Genomic DNA, 14,024 nt, shown 5'->3' on the forward strand with positions numbered 1-14,024 from the left:
GATGAGCTGGGTGCGGACCGCTTCGACGACACTGGAGAACGAGCACGTCCTGCTGCGCCCGATCGTGCCCCAGGACCGCGAGGCGATCCGCAAACAGGCGATGGACCCCGAGATCTGGCGCTACTTCGTGCTGGTGATCGCCACCGACGCCGAGTTCGACGCGTTCTTCGACGCGGCGCTGGCCGATCAGGCCGCCGGTCGCCGGGTCGTCTACAACGTGATCGACAAGTCGGTGGACCGCACGGCGGGCAGCATGAGCTTTTGCAGCATCGCCGAGCCCGACGGGCGGCTGGAGATCGGCTGGTCGTGGCTGGGCGCCGAGTTCCGGGGCAGGGGCGTCAACCGCTGGGCGAAGTTCCTCATGCTGGAGCACGCGTTCGAACAACTGGGCGCCGAACGGGTCGAGTTCAAGACCGACGTGCTCAACCTCCAGGCGCGCGCGGGTCTGCGCAACATCGGCGCCACCGAGGAAGGCGTGCTGCGCAGCTTCAACCCGATGCCGGGCGGGCGGCGCCGCGACGCGATCTACTACAGCGTGCTGCGCGGCGAATGGCCGTCGGTGCGAGAGCAGTTGCTCGCCGGACCCAAGGTAACCCGACCGACGGGGCAGGCATGACCACCGACACCCTCGCGGTGCCGGTCGTGCGGGCCCGGGGCGACGCCTTCGCGTGCGGGCGGCGGCACGGCGTCGAGCGCGCGCAGAGCCTGCGGGCCTTCCTCGACGACGGGCTGGCCCGGTTGAACCGGGTCGGGACGACCCCGGTGTCGTGGACGACGCTGCGGCCCGTGCTGGACGCCTTCCGGGTCGAGATCGAGGGACAGACGCCGCTGCTGGCCGAGGAGTTGCGCGGGCTGGCCGAGGGCGCGGGGCTCGACGCCGACGAGGCGCTGCTGCTGCAGATCCGGCGCGAGGTGATGGGATACCAGCGCATCCCGACCATGGGCGACTGTACGACGTACGCGGTCGCCGGCCCGGCCGGTCCGGTGCTGGCCCAGACGGTCGATCTCAACGGCGACCTCGACGACCAGATCTGTGTCCTGGACATCGCGCGGACCGCCTCGCCCCGCCGGGTCCTGCTGCTCGGCTTCGGTGGGCTCCTGGGCTATCTCGGGATCAACAGCGACGGCCTGGCCGTCGGGCTCAACCTGGTGCTGGGCGGCCGATGGCGGCCGGGCCTGCCGCCCTACCTGGCCATCCGTCACCTGTTGGACAGCGCCGCCGACGTGGACGAGGCGGTGCGGATCCTGCGCACCCTCAAGCTCGCGAGTTCGCGCAACCTGGTGTTGTGCGACGCCGGCAAGACGGCGTGGGTGGAGATCCTGGACGACGAGCAGCGGGTGAGCGTGTCCTCGACGAGCATGCACACCAACCACTTCCTGCACCCGGACTTCCTCGCCCACGACGAACTCAACGTCTTCGCGCGCAACTTCTCCCGTCAGCGGCTGGACGCCTGCCGGGCCCGGGTGGGCGAGTTGCCGCCCGACGCCGGCGTCGAGGCACACTTCGCGCTGCTGTCGAAGGCGCCGATCCGGGTCGAGGGCAACGGCGACGTCCGCCGGGAACGCACCGTGGCGGCCGTGGTGTTGCGGCCGGATCGGGGCGAACTGCACGTACGGCCGGGCGATCCGGCGCTGAACCGTACCCACTCGTTTTCACTGCGCGCGCCCGCGACACTCGGCGGGTCCGCGCCGGCGGAGGTGATCTCGTGAGTGTGTCCGTGACCGGCGACGGCTGGTTCGTCTCGCGCGACGACGACGCCGCGCACACCCCGCTCGTGTACTGCTTCGCGCACGCCGGCGGCGACTCGCGGTCGTTCCTGGCCTGGCAGGGCGAGTTGGGCGACGAGGCCGAGCTGGTCGCGGTGTGCCCGCCCGGCCGCGCGCACCGGGCGCGCGAGGCCCGACCGACGCTGGCGGAGTTCGCGGACGGCGCGGCCTCGGCGATCCGGGCCCGGGCCGGCGCGCCGGGCGTCGATGGCACACGCCCGGTGTACCTGTTCGGGCACAGCCTGGGCAGCCTCGTCGCGTTCGAGACCGCGCGACGGTTGCGCGATGTGCCCACGCTGCGCCGGTTGTTCGTCTCCGGTGTCTCGGCCCCCTCGCTCGCGCCCTCGGAGCGGGTGTGTCGGCTCGCCGCCCTGGAGGGGCGCGCGTTCGCCGAGGCGCTGGAGTTCTTCGAGGGGCTGCCCCCGGAGGTGCTGGCCCAGGACGAGGTCCTGGACCTGCTGTTGCCCGGCGTGATCGCCGACTTCCGGATGGCCGCCGGCTACGAGTACACCGCCGCCGCGCCGCTGGCGGTGGGCGTCACGGTGATCGCCGGGCGCGACGACCCCTATCTGTCCGCCGACAAGGTCGCGTTGTGGGAGGGGGAATGTGTGCGCCCGCCCGAGTGCCACTGGGTCGACGGCGGCCACTTCCACTTCCGCGACAAGGGCCCCTCGGCGGTGATCGACCTGCTGCTGAGGGCCGTTCGGGCCGACCAGCACGTCGAAGTGATCTGACCCCCAGTGATCCGACTCTCCCTCAGCGCGTGACCACATGAGCGCGTCGACACACCGGCGCGTCGACACATCGGAAGGAACGGCAATGCTGCTCGACCCGGCTGACCAGTACCGCAGGGGCCTCGCCTTCAAGGAGGCGCACGAGAGCGAGGGCGCGTTCGTGGTGGCGAACGCGTGGGACGCGGGCAGCGCCCGCCTGCTGACGGGGCTCGGCTTCACCGCGCTGGCGACCACGAGTGCGGGACTGGCCTTCGCGCTGGGCCGCTCCGACGGCGTGAACCTGCTGGATCGTGGCCAGGCGCTGGACAACGCGCGCGCGATCGTGGCCGCGACGCCGCATCCGGTCAGCGCCGACCTGGAGAGCTGCTACGGCGCCTCGGGCGAGGAGATCGCCGAGACGATCCGTCTCGCCGCCGAGGCGGGCCTGGTGGGCGCCTCCATCGAGGACGCCACCGGCGACCCCGACGACCCGATCCTGCCGATCGACGTGGCCGTGGAGCGGGTGACGGCCGCCGTGGCGGCGGCCCGGGCGCTGCCGTTCCCGTTCACGCTGACCGCACGGGCCGAGAACTTCCTGCACGGCCGCCGCGACTTCGCGGACACCCTCGCCCGGCTCCGGGCGTACGAGGCGGCGGGCGCCGACGTGTTGTACGCGCCGTGCCTGCCCGACGTCGAGGCGATCCGCACCGTGTGCTCGGTGCTCGACCGGCCCGTGAACGTGCTCGCGGGAGTCGGACCGACCTTGTCCGTGCCGGAGTTGGAGAAACTGGGCGCCCGGCGGATCAGCCTGGGCTCGGCGTTCGCCCGCGCCGCGCTGGGCGGTTTCCTGCGCGCCGCGCGCGAGGTGCACGAACACGGGACGTTCACCTTCGTCGCCGAGGCCGTGCCCTACGCCGAGGCGAACACGCTGATGTGCGCGCCGGCCGGCGCGGCGGAGGAGGACGCGTGAGCGCAGTGGCCGCGTACCTGCACCAACCACGCTACGTTCTGGGCGAGTTCGAGGTTCCGCACACGAGCATCGCCAATCTGCTAGCGCGCGCCGCGGAGTTCAGGATGGCGCCGACGCCCGACCTGTGGGGCTGGGGCAGCGTGCGCCGGACCGAGCGCGGCCTGGCCGAGCTGGCCGCGGAGAGCGCCGCGGCCACACTGCGCGCCGGCGCGAGCGACGCCGACGCCGTCGTGTTGTGCTCCACCCGTGTGCCCGGACCCTCGGAGGGGCACGGCGCATTCATGGAGACGTTCCTGGCCGAGGCGGGCCTGGGCGACGTGCCCTTCTACGGGCAGAACATGAACCGCTGCGTCAACCTGCTGGCCGCGATCGACACCGCGACCGCGTTCGTCCGCGCCGGCCGCCACCGGCGGGTGCTGGTGGTCACCACGGACAGTGCCGCGCACGAGGACGACCGGATGGCGAGCTACGCGCTGTTCAGCGACGGCGCGGCGAGCTGCCTGGTGACGGCCGCCGGCGAGATCGCGGGCGGCTATGAAATCCTCGCCTGCGCGAGCGCGCAGGACCGGGGCAGGCTGGCGCACTCCAACGAGATCAGCGCGGACCTGGCCCGCACCGTGAACTCGCGCCTGCTCACCCCCTTGGGCATGAAGCCGGGCGACATCGCGGGCCTGATGCACGCGAACATCTTCAAACCCGTGATCGTGATGAAGGAACGGCAGGCCGGCTTCACCCCGGCCCAGCTCCATCTGGACAACATCCCCCGGGTAGGCCACTGCTTCGCCGCCGATCCGCTGATCAACCTGGTCGACCGGGCCGAGGCGGGACACGTACAGCCGGGCCGGCACTACCTGTTGGCCGCCGGCGTCCCCGGGCAACGGATCGGAGTGCTGTTGCGCCGGGCCGGCGCATGAGCGCGGCCGACCCACCGCCGAACGCCCGAGCTGGAGGCTCAGGATGACCACCGCACCGCCTATGCCGGGTCCCGGCCGCGCCTTCGTGCCCTTCGTCCTGCCCGACACCGTCGACGCGCTGCCGCACCGGCCGTTCGTCTTCGGCCGCGCCGCCCTGGACGAGGCGCGGGCGGCGGTCCGCGCGGAGCCGGTCGAGGTGTTCCGCCTGCTGCTGCGCGACCAGGAGTCGGAGTCGACGCTTCTGGTCGCCCGATGGGTGCTGGATGCGTTCCTGGCCGACGCGGGCGGCCGGGGGCCGGGCGCGGGGGGCGGCGTCGACGGCGCTGACGAAAACCCAGCCGACACCGAAGCCGGGGCCGATGTCCTCGCCGAGGCGATCGCCGCCCAAGTGCGGGGCGCCCGAGCCGAGTCGGCCGCGATCCTGGACGCGCTGACCCGATCGGGGCCGGAGGCGCGCGCGGAAGCCCTGCGCGGGCGCGCGCCGTTGGCGCTGGCGGCCGGCTGTTGGCTGGACACGCTCTCCCAGCCCGCGACCCAGCCGTCCGTCGTGGTCAACCGGCTCTTCGCGCACCACCTGACGCTGCGCGGCGGCGGCAACCGCGAGCGCGGCCTGGCCCGGTCGCGGCGGCGCACGCTGGAGGACGCGGGTGTATTCCTGCCGGAACTCGCCGCCGCCGACTTCGCGGACCGGGCCCGCACCCGCCCGCTCACCGCGCTGCACGCCGCCTTCTACCTGGCCCTGTCCCGGCTGCCGGCCAACTTCCTGCCCGAGGTCTCGGGCGTGCACTACGCCTTCCTCGCGCTCGGCGTGGACGACCTGCTCGCCGACAACGCACCGCTGCTGCCGGAACCGGCCCTGCGCGAGGTGCTGACCGAACACCTGGCCCTGGCCGGACCGGCCGCGCGCCGCCGGTTGTACACGGCCGTGCGGCTGACCCTGGAGTTGGAGCGGGAGCACGTCGGGATGCTCGCCGAGCACGCCGCCTGGCGCGCCGGCCGCACCCTGGAGTCGCGGGTCGCCGCGATCATCGCGCGCCATGCCCCGCTGGCCGGCCGCCAACACGGCGGCACCCGGGTCGGCGGCAAGGCGTTGACGGACGTCTTCGGCGGCGCCCGGATCGACCTCGCGGGATTCCTGACCGATCTGCGTGAGTCCGGATATCTGCGCGGGCCCGGCAACGGCGACTGCCGGCTCCTCGACGCGATGCGCTTCGGCGGGCCGATGTTCGGAATCTTCGACGAGCACGAAGCGGCCACGTTCCGGGCCTGGGCGGTGAGCGTGCAGGCGGGTGAGCGGCCCGCCGTCGAGATCTCCGCCGAGACCGCCGGCGACGCGGCGGCCGAGCGCCGACGTGCCGCGATCATCGGCAGCGCCCCGGCCGATGTCGTGATCGCCGAGGCCGAACCCCGCGACCACCGCGAGCTGTTCCACCGCCTGGTCAACATCGAGAACTTCGCCAACACGCTGCCGCTCGCCGCCGAGCGGGCCGAACAGTGCTTCCGGGACGCGGAGATCCTGTTCGTACACGGGGCCGGCGGCCGGTATACCGACGCGACCTGGTTCGACTACAGCGCGCAGGCCCTGTACGAGCGGGCCGAGCGGGTCTACTGGGAAAAGCTGGTCGACCCCTACGAACCGCTGCGGGAGATCCCGGACCGCGACGAGGTGTTGTTCCGGCAGTCCACCTACTACCTCACCTACCTCATCGACGGCGCATGGCTGCACCGCCTCGGCAACCTCGGGCACGACGAGCGCGAGACCGACGCGATGTTGTTCGCGATCTACGCCGACGAGATGGGCAACGGCGACCTGCGCAAGAACCACATCACGCTGACTCACCGGGTATTGGCCAGCGCGGGCATCGAACTGCCGCACATCCGCGACGAGGCGTTCATCGAGCAGAACGAACTCCCCGACGATCTCTATGGGTTCGCGATCCAGCAGTTGTGCATGTGCCTGTTCCCGGATCGTTTCCACAACGAGATCCTGGGCTACAACCTGGCGATCGAGATGTTCGGCTCCGGCGAGATGCGGCTGCACGAGATCCAGAAGTTGCGCCGGCACGGCATCGACGACTGCTACGAACAGGCGCACCTGACCATCGACAACTTCTCCGCCGGGCACGCCAAACAGGCCGCCGACATCATCGTCGGATACCTCGACCGGGTGCGGCGCACCGCGGGCGAGGCGGCGGTGGCCGAGCAGTGGCGCGGGGTCTGGCGCGGCTACGCCTCCTTCGCGTACTTCCTCGAACAGCCTCTGCTCAAGCGCATATCCGCCGGTGATCCACCCGCCGAACCCGACACCGCGTCCGGCGACCCTTCCTCCCCGGGCGCGACCGACGACCTGGCCGACCTGGTCATCTGAGTCGGCCGTCGCCCCCCGCCCCCGCGCGGTCACGAACAGGCAACCCGTACCCGGAGGACAGCACATGGCCGATTCCCGCCCGCACACGACCGACATCGGGATCACGATGCGGCACGAGACGCGCGAGAGCGAGCGGCGCGCGCCGATCGTGCCGGCCGACGCCGCGCGGCTCGTCGCGCAGGGCATCACGGTCACCGTCGAGCACTCGCCGCAGCGTGTGTTCCCGATGGGGGACTATCTCGACGCCGGCTGCGTGGCCGCCGAGGCCGGGAGCTGGCGGGCCGCGCCGGTCGCGGAGTTCGTCGTGGGGCTGAAAGAACTCCCCGACGAGCCATCGACGTTGCGACACCGGCATGTGTTCTTCGGTCACGCGTACAAGGGCCAGCGCGATGCCGAGGCGCTGCTGCGGCGCTTCACGGCGGGCGGCGGCGCACTGCTCGACCTGGAATACCTCACCGACGCGGACGGGCGGCGGCTGGCCGCGTTCGGCTACTGGGCCGGATACGTGGGCGCGGCGCTCGCGGTGCTCCGGCATCGGGGCCGGCTCGATCCGCCGCTGCGACCGCGCCCGAAGGAAGACCTGGACCGGGTGTTGCGCGAGACGTCGACCGGCGCGCGGCCGAGCGTACTCGTCATCGGGGCGCTGGGCCGATGCGGGCGCGGCGCGCGCGACGCGCTGGCGGTCGCCGGGATCGAGCCGACCTGCTGGGACGTCGCCGAGACCCGGTCGCTGGATCACGCGGCGCTGCTCGATCACGACATCCTCGTCAACGCTGTGCTTGTGACCACGCCGACCCCGCCGTTCGTGACCCCCGCGTCGCTGCGGTCCCGACCCCGGCGACTGTCCCTGATCGCGGACGTCACCTGCGATGTCACATCTCGGAACAATGTGTTGCCCGTCTACGACGACATCACCGATTGGCTGGAGCCGGTGTGCATGGTGAGCGATGTCGGCGACCCGCTGGGCGTGATCGCCATCGACAACCTGCCGTCGCTGCTTCCCGGCGAGGCCAGTACCGCCTTCTCCGCCGAATTGACGCCCCATCTGGCGACCCTGGGAGAACCGGGGCAACCCTGGCAGCGCTGCCTGCGGGTCTTCCGCGAGGCATGCGAGGCGAACGGCCTGGAAACGGAGAACGTCCATGTCTGACGCGATACCCGCCGGCGGAACCGTGCACTGGATCGGCACCGGCCTGTCCACCGGCAGCGGACTGCGTGTGGTGGCCGACCGGGCCGGACGGCTGCTGGTCTGGGGCCGTACCGACACCAAGGCCGAGCGGTGCCTGGCCCGGCTGGGTCTGACCGGTCGCGCCGCCGTCCGCGCCTACGATCTCGCCCGGCTGGCCGGGGAGTTGCGCACCGGCGACATCGTCGTGTCGATGTTGCCCGCGAGCGAACATCCCGCGCTCCTGCGGCTCTGTGTGGAGCGCAACGCCCACTTCGCGTGCAGCAGTTACGTGTCCGAGGAGATCGTGGCCGAGGCGCCGGCGGCGACGAAGGCCGGTCTGGTCGTGCTGACCGAGGCGGGCCTGGACCCGGGCATCGACCATCTGTTCGCCGACCTGCTGGTGGCCAGGGGCCGCGAGGTCGTCGGGGAGGGCCCGGCGACGGTCGAGTTCACCTCGTACTGCGGCGGAGTCCCCGCCGAATCCAACGAGTTCCGCTACCGGTTCAGCTGGGCGCCGCGTGGGGTGTTGAACGCGCTGCGCGCGCCCGCCCGCTACCTCGACGGCGACGCCGAGCAGGTGGTCGACCTCCCGTGGACGGCGACTCGTTCGCTCGTGCTCGGCGGCGAGACGTTCGAGGCATACCCCAACCGCGACAGCCTCCCCTACCTCACCCAGTACGCGTTCCCGGTCGACTGGCGGGCGCGTGTGTTCGTCCGGGGCACACTGCGCCTGGACGGCTGGCTGCGGGCGTGGGAGGACGTGTTCGCCACCGTGCGCACCGGCGACGGCGACCGCATCGCCGCGCTCGCCGACGAACTCGCCGCCCGGTATCCGACCACCGACGCCGACCGTGACCGGGTCGTGCTCGCCGTCGGGCTCGACATCGAGGGCGCGAACGGCGCGGGCTGGCGCGGCGAATACGTGCTGGACACGGTCGGCGACGCCGAGGAGAGCGCGATGGCGCGGTGTGTGTCCCTGCCGCTGGCGTACGGGATCACCGAGATCCTCGCCGGGCGGGTGCCGGCGGGCCTGCGCCAGGCCGCCCAGGGCGCCGAGGACGCCCGGCGGTGGCTGGAGTTCCTGAGCACGAACGGCGTCGACTGGCGCTTCGACGAGCAGCACGGGACGGGCTGAGCGCTACTCGCCGCCACGTTCCACCCGGCAACCCGATCCGAACCACCCGAGCACCCGACCCCGTCCGAACCACCCGGACCACCGGAACCGCCCGATCCAGGAGGACACCGAACCATGACCCAGGCACCGTTCGAGTCGCGGGAATCGGCCGACCGGCCCCAGGCGTTCATCCTGACCGGCTCGTTTCCCGTGATCCGCCGCAATCCGCTCTACCTGACCGAACTCTCCGGGCGCGGGCTCAAGATCCTGGTGATCACCGCGGAGTCCTACCGCGCGCAGGCGACGGAGGCCATGGCCGACACCTCCAACCCCGCCGCGCTGATCACCGAAATCGCCTATGTGACGGGCGACTTCACCGTGCAGGGCGCATTCGTCGCGGGCGCGATCGCGCGCACCTCGGCGTGGCGCGAGGCGTACACGATCGTCGGCGCCTACGCGGTGGGCGACTACCTCGCCGAACCCACCGGCCTGCTCGCCGACGGGCTCGGCGTGCGCTCGCCCGGTCTGCGGGCCAGCCGCGCCTGCCGCAGCAAGTACCTCCAGCGCTGGTACGCCCCCGACCTGGGCCCGGCGTCGTCGACCATTCCCGCCGGCGAGCGTGAGCGGGTCGACCTCGAAGCGGTGCGCTTCCCCGCCGTGGTCAAACCCGCCTCCCGCGCGTCCAGTTCGGGCGTCGAGACGGTGGCGGACCCGGCCGGGTTGCGGGCGAAACTGGCGACGTACCCCGACCACGAGGTGGTCCTGGTCGAGGAGAAGGTGTCGGGCCCGGAGTTCTCCGTGGAGAGCCTGATCCAGGACGGCGAGGTGGTCTTCGCGTCGGTGACCGACAAGGTCACCACCGACAGCCACGCGCACACCTTCGTGGAGATGGCGCACAGCGTGCCGAGCGTGCGCGAGGACCTGCGCGAGGCGCTTCTGACGGCCAATCGGGAACTGGTGGCCGCGCTCGCGTTCGAGCACGGCATCGCCCACTCCGAGTGGCGGGTCGGCGAAGACGGTCGCCCGCGCCTGATGGAGGTGGCGGCGCGCACCCCCGGCGACGGGCTGCTGACGCTGTATCAACTGGCCACCGGGCGACCGCTGGAGCCGGAGATCCTGCGCGTCGCGCTCGGCGAACCGGCGAACTACCCCCAGCCGCACCGCTACACCCGGCAGGTCTACCTGGAGCACCGGCCCGGCACGCTGGAGGACGTGGTGCTCGACTGGCCGGACGTACGACCGGAGTGGATCGGCGCCAGCGGTGTGTGGCCCGACATCAAACCCGGCGGTCCGGGCGAGGAACCGACGTTGCGCGCCCTACTGGTGCTGCGCGAGCGCGGCGCGTCGCTGACCCCGCTCGCCGACTCCGACGACCGGTCCGTCACGTTCTTCATCGACGCCCCGACTCCCGACGGGCTCGACGCCCTGGAGCAGCGCGTGCGCGCCGCCATCCGCGTCGTCGTCGGCTGACCGGCATGGTCCACGTCGCCCGCGAGGAGGGCCACGACAACGACGAGGTGACCGTGGTGGCCACCTTCCGGCAGGCGTCGCTCCCGGCGAAAACCCTGCTCACCGGGGCGTTCATCAACCGCCTCGGGGCCTTCCTGAACATCTTCCTGGTGTTGTTCCTGACCTCGCGGGACTACTCGGACGGCCAGGCGGCGTTCGCGCTGGGCGTGTACGGCGGCGGCGCGATCGTGGGCGTACTGCTCGGCGGGGCGCTGTCGATCCGGCTCGGCGCGCGCAACGCGAGCGTGGTGAGCATGGTCGGCGCGAGCGTGCCGCTGGCGGCCATCCTGTACCTGCCCTCGTTCGGGCTGATCCTGGTCGCGGTGGCGCTGGTCAGCATGGCCGGGCAGCTGTACCGCCCGGCGTCGGCCACCCTGCTCTCCGACCTCACCCCGGCGAACCGCCAGGTGATGATCTTCGCGATGTACCGGTTCGGGCTGAACCTCGGCGTCACCGTCGCGCCGCTGTTCGGGTTCGCGTTGTACAACCTGGCCGGCCACAGCTATGCCCTGGTTTTCTGGGTGGAGGCGGCGGTCGCGCTGTGCTACGCGACCCTGGCATGGGTGACGCTGCCGCCGCGCTCCGCCGAACCGGGCGCGGCGGGCCGCGACGCGAACCCCGAGGCCGGCGAGGAGGGCGGGGAGGGAGAGCGGGTCGGGCGCGGCGGGTATCGGGCGATGATCCGCGATCGCCGCTACATGATGTACCTGACCGCGATCTTCTTCTTCGGGGTCGTCTACGTGCAGTATCTGTCCACACTGCCGCTCGACGTGAAGGACAGCGGCGTGGCGATCTTCTGGTACACGCTGGCCGTGTCGCTGAACGGCTTCATCGTCATCGCGTTCGAATTGTTGATGACCAAGTACGCGCAGGCGTGGTCGCAACGGCTCACCATGGCCTGGGCGTTGGTCCTGGTGGGCGTCGGCGTCGGCATGTACGGCCTGCCGCTGGGGCCGGCGGTGATCCTGCTCGGCACGCTGGTCTGGTCCGTCGGCGAGATCCTGGGCGGGCCGGCGACCACGGCCTATCCGGTGGTGGCCGGGCCCGCGCGGCTCAAGAGCCACTACATCGCGGGCTTCCACTTCGCCTGGAGTCTGGGCGCGGCGGTCGGGCCGGTCGTGGGCGGGTGGTTGTTCATCCGGTTCGGACACGGGGTGTGGCCGGTATTGACCGTGGGCTCGGCGTTGTCGATCGTGCTGGTGTTGCTCTCGGTGCGGGACCGGCCGACCACGCCGCCGGCCGGCGGCGACGCCGACTCCACCGACACCTCGACCCGCGCTGCCGCCGGCCCGGGCTGAACACACCGCGCATGCCGCCCCGGTTGGAGTGGTTGAGCGCCTCCCGGGCCCGGTATCGATCCGCGGGCAGCACGGGGGCACCACGCTTGCGCTCGCCGCCGGGCGGGGCGGACTCGGCCGTCGGCGCGGACTCGGCCGGCGGGTCGACGGCCCGGATGGGCGGCGCGAACCAGGGCCCGCGTCGGTCCGGGACGAACGTGCCGTCGGGTGCCCGGAGGCGGGCCTCTTTTCGTCTTCGGCGACGCGGAGCTCGCCTACGTCACGGGCGAGGTCTCGCAGGTCGGCGGGAAGCGGGTCATCGCGTTGACCGCCCGGCAGGAGGACGAGACCACCCGAACCGTGCACGTGCTCGCCGAGGGCAAGCCGTATCCGGTGAAGCTCCAAGTGGACGGGCCCGACCCGGTGAACCTCGTCCTCGCCCGGGCCGGCAAGAGCTGCACTCCCGCCGCACCGCCGGCCGACCGCACATTGGACATGGACGACGCCGACACCGCGTAGGCCCTGTGGGCGGGGGCGCCCGTGGTGGCAGGTCGGCCGCCCCCGTCGTGGCGCCGAAGCGTCAGGCGACGCCCCCTTCGTCGCCGCCCGGCGGGGTGCCGCAGCTCGGGCCGCCCGGGCCGTCGAATTGCACCGAGCTGAAGAAGTCGCGGTAGGGCGGAAAGAAGTTGCCCTTGCCGGTCGGGCCGGACGAGGTGACGGCCGTACAGCCGCTGTATTGCGCGTCGGACCACAGGTAGATGGTCGAGGCGGTCCGGTTCCAGTCCGACTCGGCCCGGTCGTTCATGCCGAGCGCGGCGAGATCCGGCGTGCTCGTCCTCAGCGTGATCATGTCCCCGGTTCCGTCGAGACCGGAGAACATGCAGTAGTAGCCGTTGGGGCACCGGTCGTATCCGTCGGCCGCCCGGGCCGGGGAGACCGGCGCGGCGCCGAGCACCGCGACCACGCCTGCCAGTCCGAACACGATTCGTTTGGTGTGTGACATGCCGGGCTCAACGATCACGCCGACTCCGGGTTCCGGTCCGGAGTCCGCCGGTGCGCTCAGTTCTCGCGCGCCTTCGTCGCCGCCACCCGGGCCTCGATTTCCTCGCGGGTCGGACGGTAGCGTTCCTCGGCCGCCCGCATGCGGGCCACGCAGCGGTCCCAGGCGCGGCGGGAACGGGCCCGGCGGTTGGGGAACCAGGAGTATCGCCACAGGTGCACCGTGGCGGTGTCCGCCATCAAGCGGGGCTTCGTCCGGATGCCATGCTCCCAGCGCACCTCGGACTGGGCGTCCATCAGTTCCCGCACGAAGTCCTGCGCGGCCCGCTCCCACCGGGCCGCCTCCTCCGGAGTACCCTCCACCTCCGGGCGCTTCGGCGCGGGGATCGTGGTGATCTCGTAGCGCACGAACTCGAGGCCGTCGGGGACCTCCACCCACGACATCCTGTCCCACGGCTTCGGCACGAGCGTGAACGTCAGCGAACTCAGAATCACGGCCGATGCTCCTCACCGAACGAACGTTTGTGCCCAGCGTAGTGCCGGGCCACGGCCCTCGGCCGCGCGCCTCATATGTGCAGCACGATGCCGCGCCGGGCGGCGAACTCGTCGAAGCGGTACGGCGCGAGCGCCGCGGATACCGCCTCGGGGGTGTGTCCGGACGGGTTGTGGAAGGTGACCGCGTCGTCGCGCCGACCGGTGACCAGGACGAGGTGTCCGCCACGCCCCGGTGCCGGTCGCTCGGGGCGGCGAATCTCCCGGTGCACAGAGGCCATCACCAGGCGGCCCCGGTCGAGTTCGTCGGCAAGCCGGTCCGGCCCCAGCTCGGTGACCACCTCCGCCCGCAATCCGTGCGCCTCCCGCACGTACTCGACGAACGGCCGGTAGTAGAGGCCGTCGATCCCGCCATCCTCCCGACGCACATACCCGCCGTGCGCCGCGCAGCCGACCATCAGCTCGTACAAGGGAGGCGCGTGGCCGTCCCGCGCGCACAGCGCCATCCGCAGACAGGCCATCCCGCACCACCGCCCGGCCCAGTAGCCGTACGCGGCCCGATCCGGCGCCCCGCTCACCGCCCAGGCGTCGTCGCCGCCCGGCGGATGGCCGGCGTAGACGATCGCGCCGATCAGGTCCGGGCTCGCGTACTGGGTGATCGCCGGTATCGGATGACGCGTGTTCGGATGACGCGTATTTGGATGATGCGTGTATCGATCGGACACGTGGGCTC

At 72.0% G+C, this 14,024-nt stretch carries 14 protein-coding genes; 11 read left to right on the forward strand and 3 right to left on the reverse strand.

From position 1 onward, the window contains the following. Nucleotide 1 precedes the first annotated feature (1 nt). The 11 genes from ACH4XV_RS38045 to ACH4XV_RS38095 all read left to right on the forward strand — a co-directional run bounded on the left by ACH4XV_RS38045 (nucleotide 2) and on the right by ACH4XV_RS38095 (nucleotide 12,319). The gene (locus ACH4XV_RS38045; protein ID WP_395797380.1) at nucleotides 2-616 is read left to right on the forward strand and encodes a GNAT family N-acetyltransferase; all 615 of its coding nucleotides are present in this window, start codon (nucleotides 2-4) and stop codon (nucleotides 614-616) included. Then, entirely contained in the window at nucleotides 613-1,710 is a 1,098-nt protein-coding gene (locus tag ACH4XV_RS38050) for a C45 family autoproteolytic acyltransferase/hydolase (RefSeq protein WP_395797382.1), read from the forward strand. The genes ACH4XV_RS38045 and ACH4XV_RS38050 overlap by 4 nt, the downstream gene beginning before the upstream one ends. Beyond that, entirely contained in the window at nucleotides 1,707-2,501 is a 795-nt protein-coding gene (locus ACH4XV_RS38055) for a thioesterase II family protein (protein WP_395797384.1), read from the forward strand. The genes ACH4XV_RS38050 and ACH4XV_RS38055 overlap by 4 nt, the downstream gene beginning before the upstream one ends. A gap of 85 nt (nucleotides 2,502-2,586) precedes the next feature. Then, nucleotides 2,587-3,450 (forward strand): isocitrate lyase/phosphoenolpyruvate mutase family protein, encoded by an 864-nt coding sequence (locus tag ACH4XV_RS38060; protein WP_395797386.1) that lies wholly within the window; start codon nucleotides 2,587-2,589, stop codon nucleotides 3,448-3,450. Beyond that, nucleotides 3,447-4,364, forward strand: coding sequence for a 3-oxoacyl-ACP synthase (locus tag ACH4XV_RS38065; RefSeq protein WP_395797388.1), 918 nt, complete (start codon nucleotides 3,447-3,449; stop codon nucleotides 4,362-4,364). The genes ACH4XV_RS38060 and ACH4XV_RS38065 overlap by 4 nt, the downstream gene beginning before the upstream one ends. A gap of 43 nt (nucleotides 4,365-4,407) precedes the next feature. Then, entirely contained in the window at nucleotides 4,408-6,732 is a 2,325-nt protein-coding gene (locus ACH4XV_RS38070) for an iron-containing redox enzyme family protein (protein WP_395797390.1), read from the forward strand. A gap of 64 nt (nucleotides 6,733-6,796) precedes the next feature. Beyond that, nucleotides 6,797-7,882, forward strand: coding sequence for a saccharopine dehydrogenase (locus ACH4XV_RS38075; RefSeq protein WP_395797392.1), 1,086 nt, complete (start codon nucleotides 6,797-6,799; stop codon nucleotides 7,880-7,882). Then, on the forward strand, nucleotides 7,875-9,035 hold the full coding sequence (locus ACH4XV_RS38080; RefSeq protein WP_395797393.1) for a saccharopine dehydrogenase family protein: 1,161 nt from the start codon (nucleotides 7,875-7,877) through the stop codon (nucleotides 9,033-9,035). Before ACH4XV_RS38075 ends, ACH4XV_RS38080 begins: the two co-directional genes overlap by 8 nt. Nucleotides 9,036-9,149: 114 nt before the next feature. Further along, nucleotides 9,150-10,484 carry an acetyl-CoA carboxylase biotin carboxylase subunit family protein gene (locus tag ACH4XV_RS38085; protein WP_395797395.1) on the forward strand — a complete coding sequence of 445 codons (1,335 nt, stop codon included), beginning with the start codon at nucleotides 9,150-9,152 and terminating at the stop codon, nucleotides 10,482-10,484. A gap of 5 nt (nucleotides 10,485-10,489) precedes the next feature. Continuing rightward, entirely contained in the window at nucleotides 10,490-11,821 is a 1,332-nt protein-coding gene (locus ACH4XV_RS38090; protein ID WP_395797396.1) for an MFS transporter, read from the forward strand. A gap of 207 nt (nucleotides 11,822-12,028) precedes the next feature. Continuing rightward, on the forward strand, nucleotides 12,029-12,319 hold the full coding sequence (locus tag ACH4XV_RS38095; RefSeq protein ID WP_395797398.1) for a hypothetical protein: 291 nt from the start codon (nucleotides 12,029-12,031) through the stop codon (nucleotides 12,317-12,319). A gap of 61 nt (nucleotides 12,320-12,380) precedes the next feature. On the opposite strand, the gene ACH4XV_RS38100 is transcribed toward ACH4XV_RS38095, so the two are convergent. The 3 genes from ACH4XV_RS38100 to ACH4XV_RS38110 all read right to left on the reverse strand — a co-directional run bounded on the left by ACH4XV_RS38100 (nucleotide 12,381) and on the right by ACH4XV_RS38110 (nucleotide 14,016). Next, the gene (locus ACH4XV_RS38100; RefSeq protein WP_395797400.1) at nucleotides 12,381-12,782 is read right to left on the reverse strand and encodes a peptidase inhibitor family I36 protein; all 402 of its coding nucleotides are present in this window, start codon (nucleotides 12,780-12,782) and stop codon (nucleotides 12,381-12,383) included. Nucleotides 12,783-12,859: 77 nt separating this feature from the next. Next, on the reverse strand, nucleotides 12,860-13,294 hold the full coding sequence (locus ACH4XV_RS38105) for a hypothetical protein (protein ID WP_395797402.1): 435 nt from the start codon (nucleotides 13,292-13,294) through the stop codon (nucleotides 12,860-12,862). Nucleotides 13,295-13,365: 71 nt separating this feature from the next. Further along, nucleotides 13,366-14,016, reverse strand: a complete 651-nt coding sequence (locus tag ACH4XV_RS38110) for a C39 family peptidase (RefSeq protein ID WP_395797403.1) — start codon at nucleotides 14,014-14,016, stop codon at nucleotides 13,366-13,368. Between the last annotated feature and the right edge of the window lie 8 nt (nucleotides 14,017-14,024).

This window comes from Embleya sp. NPDC020630, assembly GCF_044334985.1.
Lineage (GTDB): Bacteria > Actinomycetota > Actinomycetes > Streptomycetales > Streptomycetaceae > Embleya.